Source organism: Oceanisphaera sp. (genome assembly GCF_048268965.1).
Classification (GTDB): domain Bacteria; phylum Pseudomonadota; class Gammaproteobacteria; order Enterobacterales; family Aeromonadaceae; genus Oceanimonas.
In genome coordinates this window covers 1-22,498 of sequence record NZ_JBLWUK010000041.1, presented here as the reverse complement: position 1 = coordinate 22,498, position 22,498 = coordinate 1, and the positions used below count along the sequence as shown (strand labels likewise).

Annotated in this window: 23 protein-coding genes; 13 read left to right on the top strand and 10 right to left on the bottom strand. The window is 56.8% G+C overall.

Going from position 1 to position 22,498, the window contains the following annotated elements; translation table 11 throughout:
- Positions 1–186 precede the first annotated feature (186 nt).
- The 4 genes from ACN0VL_RS14005 (at position 187) to ACN0VL_RS13990 (ending at position 3,531) form a co-directional block, all read left to right on the top strand.
- Complete coding sequence (locus ACN0VL_RS14005) at positions 187–873, top strand: C39 family peptidase (RefSeq protein WP_417618402.1); 687 nt, start codon at positions 187–189, stop codon at positions 871–873.
- 7 nt (positions 874–880) lie between these two features.
- Positions 881–1,627, top strand: a complete 747-nt coding sequence (locus ACN0VL_RS14000) for a hypothetical protein (protein WP_417618400.1) — start codon at positions 881–883, stop codon at positions 1,625–1,627.
- Between the two features lie 31 nt (positions 1,628–1,658).
- Positions 1,659–2,852 (top strand): transporter, encoded by a 1,194-nt coding sequence (locus ACN0VL_RS13995; protein WP_417618398.1) that lies wholly within the window; start codon positions 1,659–1,661, stop codon positions 2,850–2,852.
- Between the two features lie 271 nt (positions 2,853–3,123).
- Entirely contained in the window at positions 3,124–3,531 is a 408-nt protein-coding gene (locus ACN0VL_RS13990; RefSeq protein ID WP_417618410.1) for a CBS domain-containing protein, read from the top strand.
- 64 nt (positions 3,532–3,595) lie between these two features.
- Here the strand turns inward: ACN0VL_RS13990 and asnA are convergent, their stop codons facing one another.
- Positions 3,596–4,588: an aspartate--ammonia ligase gene (gene asnA / locus ACN0VL_RS13985; protein WP_417618396.1), complete on the bottom strand. Its 993-nt coding sequence runs from the start codon at positions 4,586–4,588 to the stop codon at positions 3,596–3,598.
- 138 nt (positions 4,589–4,726) lie between these two features.
- On the opposite strand from asnA, the gene asnC reads away from it, so the two are divergent.
- Positions 4,727–5,200 (top strand): transcriptional regulator AsnC, encoded by a 474-nt coding sequence (asnC, locus tag ACN0VL_RS13980; protein ID WP_417618394.1) that lies wholly within the window; start codon positions 4,727–4,729, stop codon positions 5,198–5,200.
- Positions 5,201–5,277: 77 nt separating this feature from the next.
- Here the strand turns inward: asnC and ACN0VL_RS13975 are convergent, their stop codons facing one another.
- Positions 5,278–5,775, bottom strand: a complete 498-nt coding sequence (locus ACN0VL_RS13975) for a hypothetical protein (protein ID WP_417618392.1) — start codon at positions 5,773–5,775, stop codon at positions 5,278–5,280.
- A 194-nt stretch (positions 5,776–5,969) separates the two neighbouring features.
- On the opposite strand from ACN0VL_RS13975, the gene ACN0VL_RS13970 reads away from it, so the two are divergent.
- From ACN0VL_RS13970 to ACN0VL_RS13945, 6 genes are all read left to right on the top strand, one after another.
- Positions 5,970–6,698, top strand: coding sequence for a response regulator (locus ACN0VL_RS13970; RefSeq protein ID WP_417618390.1), 729 nt, complete (start codon positions 5,970–5,972; stop codon positions 6,696–6,698).
- Entirely contained in the window at positions 6,688–8,067 is a 1,380-nt protein-coding gene (locus ACN0VL_RS13965; protein WP_417618388.1) for an ATP-binding protein, read from the top strand. Before ACN0VL_RS13970 ends, ACN0VL_RS13965 begins: the two co-directional genes overlap by 11 nt.
- A gap of 68 nt (positions 8,068–8,135) precedes the next feature.
- The gene (locus ACN0VL_RS13960) at positions 8,136–9,404 is read left to right on the top strand and encodes an O-acetylhomoserine aminocarboxypropyltransferase/cysteine synthase family protein (RefSeq protein ID WP_417618386.1); all 1,269 of its coding nucleotides are present in this window, start codon (positions 8,136–8,138) and stop codon (positions 9,402–9,404) included.
- Positions 9,405–9,577: 173 nt separating this feature from the next.
- Positions 9,578–11,335: a trans-sulfuration enzyme family protein gene (locus tag ACN0VL_RS13955; RefSeq protein WP_417618384.1), complete on the top strand. Its 1,758-nt coding sequence runs from the start codon at positions 9,578–9,580 to the stop codon at positions 11,333–11,335.
- A gap of 39 nt (positions 11,336–11,374) precedes the next feature.
- Entirely contained in the window at positions 11,375–12,217 is an 843-nt protein-coding gene (locus tag ACN0VL_RS13950) for a LysR family transcriptional regulator ArgP (protein ID WP_417618408.1), read from the top strand.
- 34 nt (positions 12,218–12,251) lie between these two features.
- Positions 12,252–14,489, top strand: a complete 2,238-nt coding sequence (locus ACN0VL_RS13945; protein WP_417618382.1) for a heavy metal translocating P-type ATPase — start codon at positions 12,252–12,254, stop codon at positions 14,487–14,489.
- Positions 14,490–14,578: 89 nt separating this feature from the next.
- Here the strand turns inward: ACN0VL_RS13945 and ACN0VL_RS13940 are convergent, their stop codons facing one another.
- From ACN0VL_RS13940 to ACN0VL_RS13910, 7 genes are all read right to left on the bottom strand, one after another.
- Entirely contained in the window at positions 14,579–15,883 is a 1,305-nt protein-coding gene (locus ACN0VL_RS13940; RefSeq protein WP_417618380.1) for a TRAP transporter large permease, read from the bottom strand.
- A complete protein-coding gene (locus ACN0VL_RS13935; RefSeq protein ID WP_417618378.1) occupies positions 15,873–16,367 on the bottom strand; it encodes a TRAP transporter small permease in 495 nt (164 codons plus the stop codon). Before ACN0VL_RS13935 ends, ACN0VL_RS13940 begins: the two co-directional genes overlap by 11 nt.
- A gap of 76 nt (positions 16,368–16,443) precedes the next feature.
- Positions 16,444–17,451 (bottom strand): DctP family TRAP transporter solute-binding subunit, encoded by a 1,008-nt coding sequence (locus tag ACN0VL_RS13930; RefSeq protein ID WP_417618376.1) that lies wholly within the window; start codon positions 17,449–17,451, stop codon positions 16,444–16,446.
- A gap of 258 nt (positions 17,452–17,709) precedes the next feature.
- Complete coding sequence (gene metF / locus ACN0VL_RS13925) at positions 17,710–18,612, bottom strand: methylenetetrahydrofolate reductase (RefSeq protein WP_417618375.1); 903 nt, start codon at positions 18,610–18,612, stop codon at positions 17,710–17,712.
- 22 nt (positions 18,613–18,634) lie between these two features.
- A complete protein-coding gene (locus ACN0VL_RS13920) occupies positions 18,635–18,781 on the bottom strand; it encodes a hypothetical protein (protein ID WP_417618406.1) in 147 nt (48 codons plus the stop codon).
- Positions 18,782–18,803: 22 nt separating this feature from the next.
- A complete protein-coding gene (locus tag ACN0VL_RS13915) occupies positions 18,804–18,929 on the bottom strand; it encodes a hypothetical protein (RefSeq protein WP_417618404.1) in 126 nt (41 codons plus the stop codon).
- Between the two features lie 176 nt (positions 18,930–19,105).
- Positions 19,106–19,708 carry an OmpW family outer membrane protein gene (locus ACN0VL_RS13910; RefSeq protein ID WP_417618373.1) on the bottom strand — a complete coding sequence of 201 codons (603 nt, stop codon included), beginning with the start codon at positions 19,706–19,708 and terminating at the stop codon, positions 19,106–19,108.
- 241 nt (positions 19,709–19,949) lie between these two features.
- On the opposite strand from ACN0VL_RS13910, the gene rnk reads away from it, so the two are divergent.
- Complete coding sequence (gene rnk, locus ACN0VL_RS13905; protein ID WP_417618371.1) at positions 19,950–20,357, top strand: nucleoside diphosphate kinase regulator; 408 nt, start codon at positions 19,950–19,952, stop codon at positions 20,355–20,357.
- Positions 20,358–20,469: 112 nt separating this feature from the next.
- Positions 20,470–21,426, top strand: a complete 957-nt coding sequence (locus ACN0VL_RS13900; RefSeq protein WP_417618369.1) for an AEC family transporter — start codon at positions 20,470–20,472, stop codon at positions 21,424–21,426.
- Positions 21,427–21,600: 174 nt separating this feature from the next.
- On the opposite strand, the gene ACN0VL_RS13895 is transcribed toward ACN0VL_RS13900, so the two are convergent.
- A complete protein-coding gene (locus tag ACN0VL_RS13895; protein WP_417618367.1) occupies positions 21,601–22,299 on the bottom strand; it encodes a phosphatase PAP2 family protein in 699 nt (232 codons plus the stop codon).
- Between the last annotated feature and the right edge of the window lie 199 nt (positions 22,300–22,498).

Below are 22,498 nucleotides of genomic sequence, written 5' to 3'. Positions count from 1 at the left end.
CGTCAACAACGCCGTTCTCAAGGGAGCCTCGCTGGTGGGCGCCTACGGTAACGTCGGTCTGAACATGGCCGCCGGCAGCAACAACCTGCAAAGCAATAGCCTGGCACTCAGCGCCGGCAACCTGTAACTGTACGCCCTGGCTCCGGCGTATGCCGGAGCCACTTTATTTACCCAGAGGGCAAAGTAATGAAGCTGCTACTTATCGGTGTCTTGCTGTCATGCTCCTTCACCAGCCTGGCCGCCAGCATCAACATGACGGGCGTGGTGCCCGGTACCGGAGGCGCCAGCAAGAAAGTCATCAGCCTGGCCGAGCGTCGTTTTATCGGCGTAGAGAAACAGCAAACCGATTTCAGCTGTGGAGCCGCAACACTGGCCACCATTCTCAAATATTCCTATAACATGCCGACCAATGAAAAATGGGTCATGGACGGCATGCTGGCCATGGCCGACCCCGATCTGGTTGCCCAGTACGGTTTTTCCATGCTGGACATGAAAGCCTATGTCGAAATGCTGGGCATGCAGGCCAAGGGGTTCAAGGTCAAGGGCGAGGATCTCGAACAACTGAAGATCCCCTCCATAGTGCTGCTGAATCTCGGCGGCTTTCATCACTTTGTGGTGCTCAAGAAAGTCGACAGTCAGCAAAGGGTGTATCTGGCCGACCCGGCACTGGGCAATAAAATCATCGACATGGACGAGTTTCTGGCGGGCTGGAACAACATAGTACTGGGCGTTATTGGCCCGGGCTACGACAAATATTCCATTCTTGCCAACCCCGCGCTTCCACTGACGGCCCGCGGCAGAGACGGCCGCTTTACCCCGGTGTCGGATGCCGCCCTGATGGAATTTGGCTTCCATCATAAAGACTTGTTGTGAGGTTCTCATGAAATGGACAGCAGGATTACTGGTATTGACTTCCACCATGACGTTTATGGTGCAAGCCTCGGAAAAACCGGCCATATTCAGCAACGGTGACATAGGCGTATTACTGAGTGACGATATACTCGGTGCCCAGCGCGGCAAGTTTGTGGCCCAGCAACGTTCTCACTATTTTGGTATCGAATTTGTCACCAATATAGCCGGCCCCAACGGCACCATGTTAACCAGTGGCATGCAGTTGAACGTCAACTTCAACAATGCCGGCCGTCAGCCCGAGGTCGGGATCAATGTCTATGGCTCCGGCACGCCCGCCACTGGCAGCACGACACACAGCGGCAGCCTGGCGCAAAACAGCCCCAACGGCAGCGGTGTGGTGCAGCTGGCCCAGATTGCCGGTAATGCCAACACCGGCATCAATGATTTCAGCTTTCAGCCAGGCATGATGCCGATGAAAGACGGCACGGCACTGACCCAAAGCCATTATCAGCTCAGCCTGCCCGGCGGCATGGTTCGTTATGAATTTACCGCCAGCGGTATGGGCATGGCGTTCGCCTCCGACGATGGCAAGATAACGGCGGCCCAGATGGTGCGTAGCAACAATGGCAATCAGGGATTTGTGCAGCAATTTAGTATTGCCGACAATAATAAGCTACTCTCCAATGAGGCCAAATTCTACATGGGTGACAAAGCGGCAACCTATGCTGGCTTGGCTCAGACCCTGCGACAGCAGTTACCGACGGGGATAAAGTAAAGTATAAATCTAATAAATGTAGGGAATGCGCATGAAAATAACCACAATTGCAGTGGCGGCAATAGGATGTGTTGCCTCCGCGGCCATGGCACAAGACGCCTCTTCGACTGTTAACAGCGAAGAGGCGTTGCTGCAACAGCAGCTCGACAATCTGCGTCAGCACCTGATCCAGCAAAATCAGCTGCTGCATCATTTGCAAAACCAGCTCTCCGGCAGACAGCAGCCAGCCTCCGGCGGTCAGATGGCCGAAGGCCGTGCCAGTGCAGAGCGAAAAGAGCCGGCCCCCGCTCGCTCCACCGAAGATCTGCTGCTGGAGCAGCATAACGTGTTTGACCGCAAGTTCAGCCTCGACTTCGGCGTCAGCTACGCCTATTACGACCGCAAACAGCTGCTGTTGCAGGGGCTGGTGGTCTACGACGCCATTTTTCTGGGACGCATCGAAACCGACCGCATTCGCTCCCATCAGTGGACGGCCGATCTCACCGCTCGCTACACCATCAATGACCGCTGGCAGGCCGAGCTGAAGATTCCCTATCTCTACCGTTACATGGATTTTACCGCCAATGGTGACGATGAAAACGACCCAGGGCAGGCCAACATCAACGACAGTGGCCTGGGCGACATCAGCGCGGCTGTCTACTACCGGCTGTTGACCGAAACCGCCGACCGCCCGGATCTGGTCTGGAACTTCCGGGTCACGGCCCCCACCGGCCGCGACCCTTTCGGCATTCCCAACACCCCCAATGCCAACACGAATCTGGAAGATGTTCCTTCCAAACTGGCCACCGGCACCGGGCTGTGGGGGCTGTCGACCGGCTTGTCCGCGGTAAAAACCGTCGATCCGGCCATTATCTTCGCCAACGTCGACTACACCCACTACTTGAAACGGCATTTTGACGATATTTCTGCCGGTTCCGGGCAAGCCGGTGAAGTCCAGCTGGGGGATTCCTTCGGTTATGGCCTGGGCATGGCCTTTGCCCTGAGTGAACCGCTCAGCCTGTCATTGAGCTTTAACCAGAGCTTCAGCCGTGAAGCCGAGCAATCTTTCGATAGTGGGATCGGCGGCGGCAAGGTCACGGGATCAGACGGCAACACCGCCACCATGGGCATGGGCGTCACCTGGGCCATAGACGACAAGCTGTCGATGGTGGTCAACTGGGCCGCAGGCTTGACCCAGGATGCCCCCGACTATGTGGTGGGTGTGCGCTTCCCCTACCGGTTTTAAGGCGCGAGCAAACATTCCTCGCAGTGCTATGCCCCGCCCTGACGGCCAACACCGCCAGGGCGGGGTATTCCTCGCCTGAAAAGTGCTTCACAAGCCGCCGGATAAACACGGCGATGCCAACTCTATCCGACAGCCGGTGCACTATACTGGTAGGGTGTGATGCAATGAGAGTGTTGCGGGTAATAACCGCCTCACTCGGCTCCGGTTGGCTTACCGGGCAATATAGTGGCACACTCGATTCAGGCCATGTTGAAGGAGAATCATTATGGTAGTGGCGACGGTAAGCGAAATTATGCGGCGAAGCATCCCTCTGCTGACGGCAGATCTGTCGATCATAGAGGCACTGGACAAATTGCTGTCTTCCGGCTTAAGCGGCCTGCCGGTGGTAGATACACAGCGCAAGATCATCGGCTTTCTTTCCGAGCAAGACTGCATCCCTACTCTGGTTAAAGCCAGCTATCACTGCGACAACCGCGTGACGGTCAATGACTTGATGTATAAAGAGCCGCTCACCGTATCACCCGATACCGGCGTCTTTGAGCTGGCACGCATGATGGGGGGGGCCAAGCCCAAGCTGTATCCTGTCATAGAAGACGACAAGGTGATCGGCATTGTCACCCGGCATCAGGTCATGCAAGTGCTTAATGAACAATTACAAAACTGTTCTATCAATTATTAACTGACATTGCATAACAAAAAACGGGAACCCCAGGGTTCCCGTTTTTTGTGCTTGAATCGTTTGTTTACAGTAGCGCTTCTACCGAGCCGTGCAGCTCTGCAGGCCACACCCCACATTGCACCTGGCCGATATGCGACAGCTGCAGTAACAACATGGCGAGACGAGACTGACCGATACCGCCCCCTATGGTCTGCGGCAGTTCACCGGCCAGCAGGGCCTGATGCCATTCTTGCGTGGCGCGTTCTTCCTGGCCGGTTAGCGCCAGCTGGCGACGCAAGGTCTCTTGATCGACGCGAATGCCCATGGAGGATAACTCGAAGGCATCTTCCAGCATGGGGTTCCACACCAGAATATCGCCGTTCAAGCCCGCCAGGCCATCTTTGCCGGTGCTGGACCAATCGTCGTAATCGGGCGCGCGTACATCATGAATATCGCCATGACTCAGCTGGCAGCCAATGCCGATTAAAAACACGGCGCCCATCTCTTTGGCAATGGCCCGCTCGCGACCCTTTGCATCCAAATCCGGATAACGGTTCAGCAACTCTTCGGCATGCAGAATGTGGATTTGCTCCGGCAGAAACGGCGTCAGGCCAAACTCGGCAGCGGCGGCCACTTCGGTTTGCTTGATACCCTGGTAAATCTGCTGCACGGTACGCACTAAAAAGTCGGCGTCGCGATCTTGCGTCGACATCACCTGCTCCCAGTCCCACTGGTCCACATACACAGAGTGAATCGGGCTGAGACGATCTTCGTCCGGGCGCAGTGCCTTCATGTGCGTGTAAATGCCCTCTCCTGCTTCGAAACCAAAGCGAGCCAGGGTGTGACGCTTCCACTTGGCCAGTGAATGCACCACCTCGAAGGTGGAGTCAGGAATGGCTTTTACCTTTACCTGCACCGCTTTTTCGGAGCCAGACAGGTTGTCCTGCATGCCATCACCCAGGCGACTGAGAATGGGGGCCTGCACTTCCAGCAAATTGAGCTGCTGCGCCAGTTGGCCGGAGAAATACTCCTTCACAAAGCGGATCTGGCGTTGGCGTTCAATATAGGATTGCTTCATCTCATTCACCTGGGTTGCGTGTTGGTTTTAATGAATAATCAGGTAATGCCACCTTAAACTCAACATTAAATAGAAAAAAAGCCACCCTTGGTCTAAATTCGTTAAAATAACACCTTCATTTTGCGGAATGAGTAAAATATGACGGAAAAGAGCGGTCTTCATTATCGAATCGACAATCTGGATAAATCCATTCTCATGGCGTTAATGGACAATGCCCGTGCCCCTTATGCGGAACTGGCCAAACGCTTCGCCGTCAGCCCGGGGACCATTCATGTTCGCGTAGAAAAAATGAAGCAGGCGGGCATAATAGAGGGCACCAGGGTGCAGGTGAACCCTAAAAAGCTGGGTTACGATGTGTGCTGCTTTATCGGTATTATTCTGAAAAGTGCCAAGGATTACCCTTCGGCACTGGCCAAGCTGGAACAGCTGGAAGAAGTGGTAGAGGCCTATTACACCACAGGCCACTACAATATTTTTATCAAGGTCATGACCCGCTCTATCGATGAGCTGCAGCAGGTACTGGTACACAGGCTGCAGCCCATCGATGAAATTCAGTCCACCGAAACCCTGATCTCATTGCAACAGCCCATAGACAAGGACGTGACGCCTTAGGCTGCGCCGTGAGGGGTGAAGAGGAAAACACCTCGCCTTCAGGGTCGGTGCATCGGTTGCCCCTTCACCCTTCACACTTATTTACTGGCAGCGGCCAGCTGGTCTTGCATCTGCTTGATGCGCAATTGCTTGAGCTTGTGATCGGCGGCAATTTTTTCCAGAGTCGCCGCTTTCAGCGCGTTATCGTCTATTTGCCCGGCCTTGTGCTCGGCCATCATTTTGTGCAGCAACCGGCTCTGTTCGGCCGACGCCAGCCGCGCCTGCTGGCTGCTGATAAACTGCGCCTTTAACTCCGGGGTCTCCAGTTTTGCCAGCCGTTTTTCCAGGTGCTGTTCAAAACGGGCCGGATCCATCATCTTGGCGCCCATCATCTCATGATGACGCTGACCATGATGATGACGTTGCTTGTGCATGCCCCTGTGCTCGCCCTCACAGCCTTCTTTCATGTGCATTGGCATATTTTGCCCATGATGTGCCTTTGCTTGCTCAGCATGGTGGTCGGCAGCGCTGACCCAGGCAGGCGTGGCCAGCAGACTGGTGGCAAGTAACAGAGCGCTATGTTTCATTTTCATCATAATGACCTCAACAAGGAATGGATTAGCTATCTAAGTGGACTCGCTATCTAGTAAAGCAGCTGCTTGTCAGCAAACTGTGTCAGCCAAGGGCTTTTTTGTCACAAAGTGTGACACCATTGAGGCTTGCCATACTTTGACATCATTTCTCGCGGCAAGATGCTTATACTGACCCGGTAACAACAAGAGGGCGACAGATGATGACGGGCAGACAGTTACTGGTGGTGGATGACCATGGAGAAATCCGTGACCTGTTGAAGCGCTTTTTGGAGCAGCACGGCTATCAGGTGCAAGGGGTACGAGACGGTCAGGCCATGCGCCAGCATTTAGCTCATCAAGAGCCCGATCTGATTATTCTGGATCTGATGTTGCCCGGCGATGACGGCCTGACCTTGTGCCGTGAGTTGCGCGGCCAGGGTAATCAAGTGCCCATTATCATGCTGACGGCCGTTGGCGAGGAAACCGATCGCATTATCGGCCTGGAAATGGGCGCCGATGATTACCTGCCCAAACCCTTTAATCCGCGTGAGTTGCTGGCCCGCATTAAAGCGGTATTAAGGCGCCAATCCATCGCCGGTGCTACCTTAACCCCTGCAGAAGACACTCAACACCTGTACTTCGATCGCTGGTGCCTGGATCTGGCGCGCCGGGAACTGCGCGATGATGCGGGGGTGACGGTCAGCCTGAGCACCGCCGAATTCGATTTATTACGGGTGTTTACTCAGCATCCTCACCGGGTGCTCAGCCGTGATCAACTGCTGGATCTGGCTCGCGGCCGAGAGGCTCAGGCGTTTGATCGCGCCATAGACACCCTGGTCAGCCGACTCAGGCGCAAGCTGGAGCAAGACTCCAAACAACCTCAGCTGATTAAAACCATTTGGGGCGGCGGCTATATGCTGGTGGCCGATGTGCGCCATGGGGATTAAACGGCTGCGTTACTGGCTGAGCAGCCTTACCGGTCAGGTGATCATGGTGGCCCTGTTTGCGCTGGTATTGATCCAGCTGGTCGGCATACAAATTTATCGCATGGAACGCGAAGCAACCCTCGGCCTGGTCAACAGTCGCTTTACCCTGCAACGGCTTGTTTCTGTCACTCGCCTGCTCAACCAGTCCCCTCCTGCCCTGCACGACGAGATACTGCGCGCCAGCCGCAGCGAAACCCTGCATTTACGCCTGGAGACCAGCCAACCACTGCCGGACGAGCGCAGTGCTCGCTTTGAGCACATAGTCCGCAGCAAGCTCGATTATCCCGAGCCACTCGCGATTCACATTAGTGCCGAGCATAACCCTCGCCGGGTTCATCGACCGCCGTGGATGCACCCGCACCACCGACCTCCGCACCATAGACACCCTCCAAGACCCGATATTCGCCTGCAGGGAGGGATTGAGCTTGCAGATGGTCGCTGGCTTAACTTTACGTCGTTAAGCGACCGCGAGGTGCCCGGCTGGTCGGCAAAGGCCGTCTTGTCTTTTATATTGCTGGCCGCCCTGCTGACGGGCCTGATGATCTGGCTGTTGCAACGCACCACCCGGCCACTCAAAGAGCTGGCACAACAGGCGGAACGACTGGGACGCGGTGATAAAGCCGAGCCGATAGCCGAAACCGGCCCCCGGGAAATTCGCGATACCCTCACCGCCTTTAACCGCATGCAAAACCGGCTGGATCGATTTGTCTCGGATCGCACCCGCATGCTGGCGGCGATTTCTCATGACCTGCGCACCCCCATTACCACCTTGCAATTACGATGCGAATTCTTGCCCGACGGGGAAGACAAACAAAAAATACAACAAGGTCTCAAGCGCATGGAGCAAATGCTGAATGCCACCCTGCAGTTTGCCCGCGAAGATGGCTTGTCCGAACCAATACGAAATCTGGATTTGCCCAGTTTGCTGCAAAGCCTGTGTGATGACTTGCAAGACAATGGCCACGATGTGACTCTGTGCGAGCCAGCCGCCGTGATTTATCGCGGTCGACCCAGTGCTCTGCGCCGCGCCCTGCAAAACCTGCTCGACAATGGCGTGAAATATGGCGGAAAAGTGCAGGTGCGACTAGCAACCACGCCGGAGCAGGTGCAGATACAGATCCGCGACTTTGGCCCCGGCATTCCCGAAGCGCAGCAAGAGGAGGTGTTCAAGCCGTTTACCCGGCTCGACTCCGCCAGAAACCTGGAGGACGGTAGCATAGGACTGGGGCTGGCCATCGCTCGCACCCTGATCCACCAGCATGGCGGCACCCTGCTACTGGGCAATCACCCCCAGGGTGGGCTGCTGGTACGGATAACCTTACCCCACTAAGGTCGGCTTTACACTCCGAGAGAATATTTCTACATTAAACAACTTCATACTGACAAGGAAAGTACCCAATGAAAGACGAAACTCTGGCGGTTCACCACGGTTACACCACGGACCCCACCACCAAATCCGTGGCCGTGCCCATCTATCAAACCGTGGCGTATGAGTTTGACAGCGCCCAGCATGGCGCCGATCTGTTTAACCTGGACGTGCCGGGTAACATCTATACCCGCATCATGAACCCCACCAACGATGTCATCGAGCAGCGGGTGGCCGCGCTGGAAGGCGGCATTGCTGGCCTGGCAGTCTCGGCAGGCAGCGCCGCCATTCATTACGCCCTGATTACGCTGGCACAAAACGGCGATAACATAGTGACCACGCCGCAATTATACGGCGGAACCTACACGCTGTTTGCCCACATGCTGCCCAGCATGGGCATTGAAGTGCGTTTCGCCGAGGATGCCAGCCCAGCGGCCATCGCCAAATTGATCGATGACAACACCAAAGCCGTATTCTGCGAAAGCATCGGCAATCCGGCCGGTAACGTCACCGATTTACAGGGATTGGCCGATGCAGCCCATGCCCAGGGCGTGCCCCTGGTGGTAGACAACACGGTGGCCACCCCCTTGTTGTGCAAGCCCTTCGAGTTTGGCGCCGACATAGTGGTGCACTCGCTGACCAAGTACATAGGCGGCCACGGCAACTCGCTGGGCGGCATGATTGTCGACAGCGGCAAGTTCCCCTGGGCCGAGCACAAGGAGCGCTTCCCGCAGTTTAATAACCCCGAGCCGGCTTATCATGGCGTGGTATATACAGAAGCCTTTGGCCCTGCGGCCTTTATTGCCCGCGCCCGCACCGTGCCCCTGCGCAATACCGGCAGCACCTTGTCGCCCATGAATACCTTTTTGCTGCTGCAAGGATTGGAAACCCTGCCCCTGCGCATGGAGCGTCATGTGGAAAACACCTTCAAGGTGGCCGAGTATTTGCAGAACCATGCTGCCGTAGCCTGGGTAAACTATGCCGGCCTGGAAGACCATCCCGACTATGAGCGTGCTCAGCGCTACATGAAGGGTAAGCCCTCGGCCATCATGTCCTTTGGTTTAAAAGGCGGCTTTGATGCCGGCGTGCGCTTCTACGATGCGCTTAAGCTGATCAAGCGACTGGTCAACATTGGCGATACCCGCTCTTTGTCCTGTCACCCCGCTTCGACCACGCATCGCCAGATGAGTGAAGCCGAGCAGGCACAGGCCGGCGTGAAGCCCGAGATGATCCGCTTGTCGATTGGCATTGAACATATAGACGACATCATTGCCGATCTGGAGCAGGCGCTTAACGCCTGAGTTTGCTGAACGGGTTCATGGTGTGACCTTGGCGTTATCTTGGTCACTCATGGCCCCGTCACCTGACATTGCTGATCTCCGTCTGTGCATGAAGACGACAGCGGCGCCTGGATCTCTGGCTCTTTCCGCCTTCCTCAACCATGCTTGAGGATATGCCTGAACAGGAGCCAGATATGTCTGTTAATCCGGAGTTATCACCCCGTCGTCATTCCAGCCAGGCCAAGGATGAACAGGCCCTGGTCACCGAACAATTGCAGCACTTCGGCATCGATCCCGACAGCCCCTATGGCCGGAGTCTGGGCCAGGCGGTGCTTAATCTTAACCGCACCAATCAGGACATTCATACGCTCTGGAAACTGACCGAGGACACCCTCGCCAGCCTGCCCCCCGAACAGCAGGTAAGCCACTTCAACGCCAAGAAGTTTCTCTCTTTTCAGCTGGCCAAGGTGCTGGAAAACCTGCAAACCCCGTTTCGTCAGCAATGGCGCGGCCTGAACATGGATCTGGGCTCGCGCCTGGCCAAAGGTCCCTATCCGCTGTTTGATCGGGTGCCGGCACTGTTTTCCGCCAACCCGGTGATCGTGCGCACCGCCACCTATGTCTACGCCTGTACCGAATGGATCGACGATGCCTTTCAGGGGCGGGAGTCCAGCCACCCCATCTACACCCGGCTGCTCAACCCCACCTCGCTCGCACTGGCCAACACCATGGTCGAGCTGGAAGCCGGCCCCCACAGCGCCGACTATCTGGCCTGGAACTTCAACTCCGGCATGGCCGCCATCGATGCCCTGCTGGGCACGGTACTGGAGCGTGACGATGTGCTGCTGGTCAGCCGCAATGTCTATGGCGGTGTGCATCAGCTGCTGCAGGACTATTACGCCCGGCCGCAAAAGCTCGGCGTCACCCTGGTGTGGTTTGACGGCACCACGGCCGACGACTTCCAGCAGGCCCTGCAACAGGCACTCATCGATCATCAAGAGGCCCTGGACCGGGGCGCACGACTGCGGGTCTATATAGAGTCGCCCTGCAATCCCCATGGCTTTATGCTGGATGTGCCCACCATCTGCCGGCTCGGCCACCAGGCCGGCGCCCTGGTGATGCTGGATGCCACCCTGGCCACCCCCGTGCTGTTTCGCCCACTGCAGCGCGCCGACAAGGCCGAACGACCGGATTTTGTCATCCACTCCTATACCAAGGATCTGAGCGGCACCGGCAGCACCACCGCCGGTGTGGTGATAGGCGAACAGCCCCGCATGTTCCTGCCCAAGGGCGAGCCCGGCTGGGAGCAGACCCTGTTCTGGCAGGTGTATTACATCAAGGGGGCTTTTCTGGACGGCGACAAGGCCTATGAGGTGATGACGGGGCTGAAAACCCTGGAGCTGCGCATGCTGGCCAAGTGCATCAATACCCTGGTGTTTACCCGCTTTCTGGACTCTCACCCGCAGATCCGGGTGAATTCTCACGCCCTGGAGCTACACCCCAATGCCGGGCTGCGGCATCAGCTGCTCGAGCTGGGCCTGCCCAGCCCGCTGTTTACCTTCGATCTGGAACCGGCAGGCCTGCCCAGAGAAAGCTTCGTGCGTTTCTTCGATGCTCTGGAGCCGGCTTTCTCCCATATGGTCAGTCTGGGCCAGACCAACACCCTGGTGCTGTGCCCGGCACTGACTTCCCATTCCGAGCTGGACGATGCCGCCCTGGCCGCCGCCGGCATCAGCCGCACCGGCATTCGAGTGGCCATGGGCATAGAGCGGGTACGGGAACTGATTGCCCATATCATACTGGCCGCCCGACTGCATATCGATCCGGTCAGTCCCGGCTTCAGCCAGCAGTTCATGGTCGCCGAACAGGTGGATGCCCTGGTCGAGGAAACCACCCTGGCCGTGCATCAAGCTCGTTTGTCACAACAGAGCAGGCTGGCGGAGCTGTTATAGGGTCTCGTTCAAGCCCATCGCCAGCTTGGCGGCTAGCAGCTGCATCTGACCCAGTCGGCGGTGTCGCAGCGCATCAAGCAGCTGGAATTACGACTGGCCCAGCCGCTGCTGATACTCGGGCAGCCGCCACTCCCGACCGAAGCCGGTCACCGATTGCTGGCCCATTACCGTCAGGTCAGCCAGCTCGAAAGCGCCGTCATGGCGGACCTGTTACCGGACGCCCCACAAAAGCCGCTCACCGTGACCATAGTCACCAATGCCGACAGCCTGGCTACCTGGTTGATCCCGGCACTCACGCCGCTGTTACATAGCCACCCCATAGAGCTCAACCTGCTGATCGAAGACGAATCCCGCAGCCTGGAACGGCTGAAACGCGGCGAGGCCTTCGGCGCCATCAGTCTGCACGCCGAGCCGCTACCCGGCTGCCGCTGCGATGTGCTGGGCAAGATGGACTACATTCTGGTGGCCACCCCTGAATTTCGGCATCGTTATTTTGCTGAGGGCCTGAGCCTGGCCGCCCTGCAGCAGGCACCGGCGGTGGCGTTCGACCAGCGGGACGACATGCACGCTCGTTATATAGAACGACATTTCGGCTTGCCGCCCGGGGACTACCCTTGCCACGCGGTGCGCTCTGCCGAAGCCTTCGTCGCCATTGCCCGCTCGGGTGCCGCCTATTGTCTGATCCCCAAATTGATGATCGAAACGGACTTGCAGTCCGGGCGACTCATTGAGCTGCACCCCCAGGGGAGGCTCATCGAGCCGCTGTACTGGCACCGATGGTTACTGGAACGGGGCATTCACAAAGACTTGTCTCACCGCCTGATCGACTATGCCCGGCAAGTACTCCCCCCTCTTGACCCTGGAGATACCTCCATGGTTTAAACTCGGATCAGGCTTTTCAGACAAGGAATAGTAAATGGGATCCTGCCGCCATCACACCAGTGCCAAAGATACCAGCCCGGGTTGTCATCATCCCCCCAAGGCAAGGAGCACTCACCCGACCGACAGGGCTGATAACGCAGTCATGGATAACCATGATCCCGGCTTGGGCTCGGCCCACTCCTGGCGTATTGCAGGCATGGACTGCCCCAGCTGTGCCGGCAAAATAGAAACTGCGCTGCGCCGCCTGCCCGGCGTGCTCAGTGCCGAGGTGCGCTTTGCCACCGAACGACTACAGGTGCGTTTATCACCTGACACCCTCCCTGAACGCGTGGAAGAAGCCATTACTGCCATTGGCTTTACCGCTCGAAATGAGCAATCCCCTTCGTCCGTAGCGTCCGAAGCTCCCCGCCCCCTGCTGGCGTGGTGGCGTGGGTCCAGATCCATACTGGTATTACTGCTGCTATTGCTGATCGCCAGCCTCAGCCAGCTGCTGCAGCCCGAAGCGGCTCCCATCTTGTTTGCCCTCGCCACCTTGTGGGGCCTGTGGCCGATTGGCCGCAAGGCATGGCAGCTGGCGCGAAGCGGCTCGCCGTTTTCCATTGAAACCTTGATGACGGTCGCCGCCTGCGGTGCCCTGCTACTGGGGGAAACCGCAGAGGCCGCCATGGTGCTGCTGCTGTTCATGATCGGCGAGCAATTGGAAAGTCTGGCCGCCAACAAGGCCCGCTCCGGGGTGACCGCCTTAATGGCACTGGTGCCCGATCAGGCATTAAAAATCACCGCTAACGGCATCGAAACCGTGCATGCCCATCAGCTGCAACCGAACGATGAAATAGAAGTGCATCCCGGTGGCCGTCTGCCGGTCGATGGCATTCTGCTGACCGAGTTGGCGGCCTTTGATGAAAGCGCCATTACTGGCGAATCGATGCCGGTCGACAAGCAACGGGGTGAACCATTGGCTGCCGGCAGTTTACTGGTGGATGTGGCGGTGCGAGTGCGCGTGACCTCCGAGCAGGGGCATAATACCATCGACCGGATTTTGCATCTTATTGAAACCGCCGACGCCAACAAGGCGCCCATCGCCCGCTTTATTGAACGCTTTAGTCGCTGGTATACCCCCGCCATGATATTTGCAGCCAGCCTGGTGGCTTTGATGCCACCGCTGCTGCTGGGAGCAGATTGGGAAACCTGGATTTATCGCGGCCTGGTGCTGCTGCTGATTGGCTGCCCCTGCGCCCTGGTAATATCGACACCGGCGGCGGTGACCTCGGCGCTGGCCAGCGCCAGCCGCATGGGGATATTAATCAAAGGCGGTGCGGCGCTCGAACAATTAGGCCGGATCAACACAATGGCGTTTGATAAAACCGGTACCCTGACTCAGGGTAAGCCCCAACTGCATCAGTTGATGTGTTATCCGCCGTTCGACCAAGCGAAAGTGTTGGGGTTGGCTGCCGCCCTCGAGGCCGGTTCTCATCATCCGCTCGCCAACACCCTGGTCGCAGCAGCCCAGGCTCAAGGGATAACACCTGAACCTCTGCCCTTTAAGCGCACGCTGCCCGGGGCCGGCATAGAGAGCGAGTGGCAAGGCCAACCTCTGGTCATTTGCACGCCTGGGCACTTAACACCAGAGCAAGTTACTGCCGAGCAAGGCGCCACCATCGAGCACCTCAAGGCCGATGGCTACACCCTGGCCGCCCTGGTCATTAACCAGCGGCTGGCCGGGCTGTTTGCCTTGAGTGATACGGTGCGTGGCGATGCCAAAGCCGCCATAGCCGCCTTGCAGGCTCTTGATATTCGCTGCCTGATGCTCACCGGCGATCACCCCGCCGCCGCCGCCCGCATCGCAGACGAGCTCAACATCGACTACCAGGCGCAGCTATCACCAAAGGACAAACTCACCCAGCTGCTGCAGCTCGAACGCGCCGGCCCACTGGCCATGGTGGGAGATGGCATTAACGATGCACCGGCGCTCAAGCAAGCCAGCGTCGGCATCGCCATGGGGCAGGGCACGGATGTGGCGCTGGACAGTGCCGATGCCGCCCTCACCCATAACCGACTGACCGGACTGGTAGATGCAGTGCGCCTGTCGCGCGCGACCAATCGCAATATTCGCCAGAACATCAGCCTGGCGCTGGGGCTAAAGGCTATTTTTCTCGTCACCAGCATTTTGGGCATCACCGGCCTGTGGCTGGCCATACTCGCCGACACCGGCGCCACCGCACTGGTCACCCTCAATGCCTTGAGATTACTGGCGGTGAAGAGCAAGACGTAAGGGGTGAGGAGTGAGGGGTGAGGAGTGAGGCGTGTAACCCCCTTACGATTCACTCCTCACGTTTTTTTAGCTCAGGTATGGCTCATGATTTACCAGGGGCCGACGACATAGCCCAGCCGTTCCGGTAGCCACAACGCAATACCGGGGAACACCATCACCAGTATCAGTGCCGATAGCATGGTGAGCATGAAAAACAGCGCCCAGCCAAAGGTTTTCTCGAGCCGGATACCGGCAATCTGGGTGGTTACCATCAGGTTGATGGCGACCGGCGGGGTAAACTGACCAATGGCAATGTTCATCGCCAGCAGAATACCGAACCACACCGGGTTCCAGCCGAAGTGCTGCATCAGCGGGATCAATATCGGCGTGATGATCAGGTAGATGGAAATGGCATCCAGCAGCATGCCCGCCAGTAGCACCAGCACCATAATCAGTATCATCAGCACCCAGCCCTGATCCGACAGCGACAGCATCGCCTCGGCCAAGTGGGTAAAGGTACCCAGGGTGGTACCGGCCCAGGCAAAAATCCCCGCCAGCGAAATGATGATCATCACCACGCCGGAGACCATGCCTGCTTCACCCAACAAGCCCCAGACATCCTTCAGGCTAAGCTGGCGATAGACGAAAATGCCCACTATCAACCCATAGGTCACCGCGACGACCGCTGCCTCGGTAGGCGTAAACAGACCCGAGCGCAAGCCACCCAGGATCAACACCGGGGCAAACAGCGCCGGCAACGCCTTGATGAAGCTTTCTTTCAAATCGGGCCGCTCGCCCTGACTCGGATCTTCCCAACCGTTGCGTTTGGCCAGCCACCACACCGGCAGCAACAGCGACATCCCCGCCAGCAAGCCGGGGAACAAACCGGCGGCGAACAGCGCCCGCAGATCCACCCCGGGCACCACGATCGAGTAGAGGATCAGGGCGATCGACGGCGGGATCAGGATGGCCGTCGAGGATGCAGAGGCGATCAGGGCCGCCGAAAAGGGTTTCGGATAACCGGCCTTGGTCATGCTCGGCAGCATCACCATGGCCACGGCGGCGGCATCCGCCGGGCCCGAGCCACTCATGCCGCCCATGATCAGACAGACCAGCACCACTACCAGCCCCAGGCCGCCATGGCGTGGGCCAATCAGCGCCTGGGCAAAGCGCACCAGGCTGGCCGCCACCCCGGCCCGTTCGAAAATCAGCCCGGTCAGAATAAACAGGGGGATCGCAATCAGCGGATACTTGGCGATGCTGTTATAGGTATTGGTGCCCAGGGTCGCCAGCATATCCGGTGACAGCCCCAGCACGATACCCGCGGCACCGCCCAATCCCAGGGCAAAGGCCACTGGCACACCCAGTAACATGGCACCACCGAACACCAGCAGCATCAAGAGATCAGGACTCATGACCGGCCCCCTTGATAGCACAGGCCCGGCAACGTTCCACCATGCTCTGGGTCAGCCGCCAGATAATGGCCAGACACAGCACCGGCAGCCAGACAAGATAAATCCAGGTGGGATAGCCCAATCCGGGCGACAGCGACTCCCAACTGTATTCCTCCCAGGTCAGCAAGGCGCCGTACCAGACCACCAGGCCCAGCAAGAGCACACTGGCCGCCCATTGCAGCAGATACAGCACAGGCCGCAGACGAACGGGTAACAAGCCTTCCACCAGTTCGATACGAATATGAACATGGCGACGGGCAGCCAGGGCGGCGCCGGCAAAGGTCAGCACCACCAGCAAAAATACGGAAAACTCTTCGGTAAAGGCAAATGACGCATCTGTGGTGTAGCGCACCACCACATTCCCCAGGCTGATCACACAGACAGCCAGCAGGGCAAGAGCCGCCAGCCAGCGCTCGGGCCGGGCATCGGGGGCAGATTTTGACATGGGTACAACTCTCGGCAGGAGGTTCAACTTAAACTAATGCGGCCCGGCGTAGCAGCCGGGCCGGATACACAGAGCCTTAACGGGCGGCGATGGCGGCCTGGGCTTCGGCCACCAGCTCGGCACCGATGCGCGGCGTCCACTTTTCATACACCTCGGCGGTGGCATCAACAAACGCCTGATGCTGCTCCGGCGTCAGCTCGGTCACCTCGACGCCCCGCTCCTTGATGGCGGCCAGGGTCTGGCTCAGCTCGCCACGGGACTTTTCGATTTCCCAGGCGCCGGCATCAACGGCTGCCTGTTGCAGCAATTCCCGGTCTGCCTCTGGCAGCGACTTCCATACCTTTTTGTTTACACCAAAAATAAGCGGGTCAGCCATGTAATGCCACAGGGTCAGGTAGCTTTGCCCCACCTGATCTACCCGGGCCACATCGAATACCGATAACGGGTTTTCCTGGCCGTCGATGGCCCCCGTGGTCAATGCCGGCTTGGCATCGGCCCAGCTCATTTGGGTCGGGTTGGCACCCAGGGTGCTGAAAGTATCCAGAAACAGGGGCGAACCTACTACCCGTACCTTGAGGCCCTGCACGTCTTCCGGGCTATTGATCGGGTGCTTGGAGTTGGACAACTCGCGAAAGCCGTTTTCACCCCAGGCCAGGGGCACGACGCCTTTTCTATCGATGGCGGCAAAAATTTTCTCGCCGGCGCTACCCTGGGTAATGGCATCGATGGCCGCTTCATCCGGCATCAAAAACGGCAGCGAGAACAGGTTCAGCTCGGAGACCTGAGGCGACCAGTTAATGGTGGAAGCAACGGCCATGTCGATAAGGCCACTGCGCATGGCAGAAAACTCCCGGGTCTGGTCCCCAGACACCAGCTGTGCATTGGGGTACACCTTGAGCGTCAGGCGTCCGTCGGAGCGTTCATTCACCAACTCGGCCCACTTTTCAGCGGCCTGTCCCCAGGGAAAGGCATCTGACAGCACGGTAGAAACCGAAAATTCACGGGTTTCCTGGGCAAAGGAAGGAGCAGCAAACGTCATGCTAAAGGCGGCGGTCAAGGCAAACGCCAGCGGTTTTATGCGCATAAGAAGTCCTTTTATTATGTTGAATACTAGTGTTTATCCGCCTCTGCATCTGCCGAGTGCGGGATGAAAGTTTTAATAATGAGATAAAGACATAGTGAGATAAAGACGGTGTACAAGTCAATTGCCAATCCGGGATGGAGACGGTGTACAAGCTAATCGCCAATCTGATGGCAACAGCGCCTGAACTGCCCGGCTCGAACGGCCAGAAAAAAGCCCCCGCAACCTGGGCTGCGGGGGCTGGGTATTGCGCTCGTCGCTTTAAACGGAAACGGCAACCGGTGGTCGTACGCCCAGGCTGTGGCAAATCGCGTAGGTCAGCTCGGAACGGTTAAGGGTATAGAAGTGAAAATCCTTTACCCCTTCACGACTTAACACTCGCACCTGATCCATGGCGATACTGGCGCCTACCAGGTTACGGGTATTCTGGTCGTCTTCCAGGCCCTGAAAACGCTGATGCATCCAGTTAGGAATGCGCACGTTGGAAAAGCCGGCAAACTTCAGCAAGGTTTGATAGTTCGAGACCGGCAATATGCCTGGCACTATTTCGGTATCAATGCCGATGGTCACGCAACGATCTCTAAAGCGCAGGTAAGACTCTACGTCAAAGAAGAACTGGGTAATGGCCCGGTTGGCACCTGCATCTATTTTGCGCTTCAGGCTCAGCAAGTCGGCTTGAGCACTCTTGGCTTCCGGGTGCACTTCCGGGTAAGCCGCGACCGAAATATCAAAGTCGGCTTCTTCTTTCAGCAAGCTCACCAGATCGGCGGCGTACATATCGGGCTTCTCAATCCCCTCGGGCAAGTCGCCCCGCAGTGCCACAATCTGGCGAATACCGTTGTCCCAGTAATCTTTTGCGATCTCGCGCAATTCGGCGCGGCTGGCATCGATACAAGTGAGGTGGGGTGCCGCAATCAGGCCGGTTTTCTCCTGAATGTCTTTGATCACCTTGTGTGTTCTGTCTCGGGTGCCGGAGTTTGCGCCGTAAGTGACGGAGACAAACTTGGGTGCCAGGGTGCTAAGCCGCTCGATAGAACTCCATAAGGTTTGCTCCATCTGTTCACTGTTTGGCGGAAAAAACTCGAACGAGACATTAATATCGCCATTCAGCTCGGCCATTGACTGATTCAGCGCTTCTACATGACGCGCGCTATGAAAACCCATGTTTATCTCCTGACAACTTAAATTAAAACAATTCCTTTATGCCTTGCTTGAGCATAGCCTTACGCAGCGCTTGCGTCGCCGCTACCATGTTCGCCAAGGCCGCACGAGTTTCTTCCCAGTGACGAGCCTTCGGACCTCGGTCGGGGTTAACCCAAATACGCTCTTTCAGCGCCGCTCTACGGCTTCTTCGTTCAACTGCATATCGGAATGTGAGATTCTATGGTAATCACGTCCACATCCAAGCGAGCGATTGGCTCAATAATTTCATTAAACTCAGAATAACACATGTGAGCGTGGATCTGAGCACTGCCCTCCACCAAGGACACTTAGACGTCTGAATGGCTTTATATTCACACGGCCGAACTTCCGGATGCAAGATTTTCTTTTAAAAAAACGCTAAATACTGATTTTAAAGCCCAAAAAAAGGGCAGGCCCACCAGCCTGCCCAAACCCTGCCGAGGCATGATGCCTCTCAACCCACCTTGCCAATATCTCAGAAACGGTAACCCAGGCCCACCATCAGGCCAATCGGGTCTATGCTGGTTTTATATGTCGTCACACTGGCGCCATGAGTGACGGTCACATCGGTATCTATATCCATATACCAGACAGATCCATTAACGAATACATTATCGGTCACTGCCATATCAATTCCGGCCTGGGCTGCGAGGCCCCAGGAATCATCGGCACTCACATCGGCTTCATTAAGGCCATTTCGCCCCTCCTCATCAAAGAAGAAGGTATAGTTGATACCGGCACCTATATAAGGACGTACCTTGCTTTGGCCATGGCCAAAATAGTATTGAGCCATCAGGCTGGGGGGCAAATGTTTCACCTTGGCCACTTCACCCCCTCCGGTATGTATACTGTGAGCAAAGGGAGTCGCACCTAATAACTCTAGACCCCAGTTATCGGTCAGCATGTAAGAAAAGGTCAGGCCTAGCTGAGTGTCAGAGTGCGTATCCAGAGTGTTGTTACTATCCTTGCTTGGGCTGACGATGATGGCACCGCCACGCACCAGAAAATCACCGGCTTGATGAGCAAAGGCAGAAGGGGCCAATAATGCGGCGGCAACCAGCATAGATATTTTTTTCACGCTTAATCCTTAATATATTTTGGAGCTGTCTGGGTAATTGCAATCAGTGTGCCCCATTCGAAACAGGACTTTTTTGATTTAACGCAAACCCGGACCACTGACTTGCATATTCTCTGCTTTTTGCGAGATAACAAAAAATAGCCACCGCCACCACTGGCTAAAACAGACAGCTTAGGGTATATCTTAACTATCGGGTTCAGGCAGCGCTTTTAGCGTTGCCTGCTTTTTTATGGAGGTTTATATGGCCCAGTTGCCACCTATTACTGTATCTACCCTGGATCTGGCTCGACTTGAGGCCTTGCTTGAAAAACAGCCCGAGTCCGATGCCGTCACCCGGCTGGAGAACGAACTTGATCGCGCCACTGTGGTTGCCCCTACCGAAGTACCGGATAACATTGTGACCATGAACTCCACCATTACGTTTGCCATGGCCACCGGTAAAGAAACCTTTACCAAGACCTTGTGCTATCCACGCGATATGGACAGCAGCAATGACAAAATTTCGGTGCTTGCTCCTATCGGCGCAGCGCTATTGGGTTTAAGCGTGGGGCAAACCATCGAATGGCCCGCACCCAATGGTAAAACGCTGCAGGTAAGCATTTCGGCTGTTGACTACCAACCGGAACGTGCCGGCGATTATCAGTCATAAATAGAAAAAGGCGCTCTTGATGCGCCTTTTTCCATTTATAGGCTGCACAAGCCTTGCTCACCATGGACGCTCGAGGCATGCTGATTATCCCCTGCCCCGACCTTAGAAATCCATGAACCAACTTGTCGACAACCTGCTGTTTTCCATCTCCATTACCGGTCCCATCTGTCTGCTGCTATTACTCGGGGTCGGCCTGCGCCGAACCCAGATGATGAACGAAGGCTTTATCGATGGGGCCAGCAAGCTGGTATTCAATATCGCCCTGCCGATGCTGCTGTTTACCAGTATCGCCCAGACCGACTTCAGCCAGATGGCCAGCCCCTCCCTCATTCTTTATGGAATAGCGGCAACCCTGGTGGCCTTCGTGTTGCTGGAATGGCTGGCCACGCGCCTGACCACAGACAAGACGGTACGCGGCATTCTGGTGCAAGGGGCCTTCCGCGCCAATATGGGCATCGTCGGCATTGCCTACATCAATAATGCCTATGGCACCCAGGGGGTGGCTGCCGCCGCCATGTACGTCGCCTGCCTGACCATACTGTTTAATATTCTGGCTGTCATTACGCTGAATCGCAGCCTGAATCAGGGCGAGAGCCTGCCGGTGAGCAAGGTACTCACGGGTATTCTCAAGAATCCGCTGATTATCGGTATCGTTGCGGCCCTGCCCTTTGCCGCTCTCGACTGGACCGTGCCGGAAACCTTGATGAAAACCGGTCAGTACCTGGCACAGATGACACTGCCTCTGGCACTGATCTGCACCGGTGCCAGCCTGAGCCTGAAAAGCAGCAAGGAAGCCAGCGGACTGCTGCCCGCCATTACCCTGCTAAGGCTGCTGGTGATTCCGGGCTGCATTACCCTGGGCGGCTATCTGTTCGGCTTTAATCACACCGAGCTGGTCATGCTGTTTCTGCTCAGCGCCACACCTACCGCCGCCGCCAGCTATGTCATGGTACGCGCCATGGGCGGCAATGCGGTGCTGGCCGCCAACATCATCGCCATCACCACCCTGGGCTCATTGCTCAGCACCAGCCTCGGGGCCACCCTGCTCAAGAGTTTCGGCTGGTTTTAAACACAACGACATTCAGTCCTGATGGGAGAAAGTGGTGAGGAAGAACGTAATAGGGAGGGAGAGAACAACGAGCATGGTAGTACTGACTTGACGGCGAGATACCACAGGCAAGGCCGAGAACTGGCTTATTCGCCAGATCCCGGCCCTGTTCGATCAGGATAAAAGGAGCTCGGATCAGCCTCGGTTAAAGCGGGGCAGGTGCCGATCCAACCAGGCAAGCAGTGCATCAAACACCCCGGAGTGCATCAACCAGGCCATGCCAACACAGGTTACCGAAAAAGCGCCCACATAAATATCGCTCCACCAGTGTGCTCCACCCATCACCCGGGGCGCGGAAAATATCACCACAAACAGGCAACCCCAGAGCCCCGCCTTCCAGGACAGATAACGCCAGACAAAAGCGGTGAAGATCATCAACATAAGACCGTGATCACCGGGAAAGCTATCGCCTGAGGAATCCTTGGTCTTGAAGCCGGCCAGTTCGGTGAGACGGAAAACATGCTCGAAGGTCAGGGTCGGACTCGGTCTTTCCACCGGAATGGCTCGGCCCAGCTGGTTCAGTCCGACCGCGGTCAACAGCATCATCAGGCCAATGATCTGCAGCTGACGCTTCTCTTCTGCAGTGGCGCCCCGGTAATAGCTGTAATACACCAGCCCCATGGCCAGCAAGGCCACACCGTCAAAGGCGCGATTATTGGCGAGGGCTACCGCCGTTACCCAGCCGTCGCTGGCACCGATTTTGTCATTAAAGTAATAAAAAATGGCTGTGTCGATATCTAACCAGAAGCCATGATTCGGTAACCATAACCAGCTACCCAGCACGGCGACCGCCAGCAGGTTCCAGAAAACCAGTTTTTTGTATTGGATTGGCATAAGCGCCCCCTTGTTATCACTGCACGATAGACAAAAAACGCTTACCTTGCGGCAAGCTAATGACTGCTTAATATCACAGAGTGGCCAACACAATGGACTGGAAGGGGGAGCCGCAAAGCAGCGGTATCATATCCCGTCAGTCTACAGCGCCATAACGAAAAAACCCCAGCATTTCTGCTGGGGTTTTGATGTTAATGGC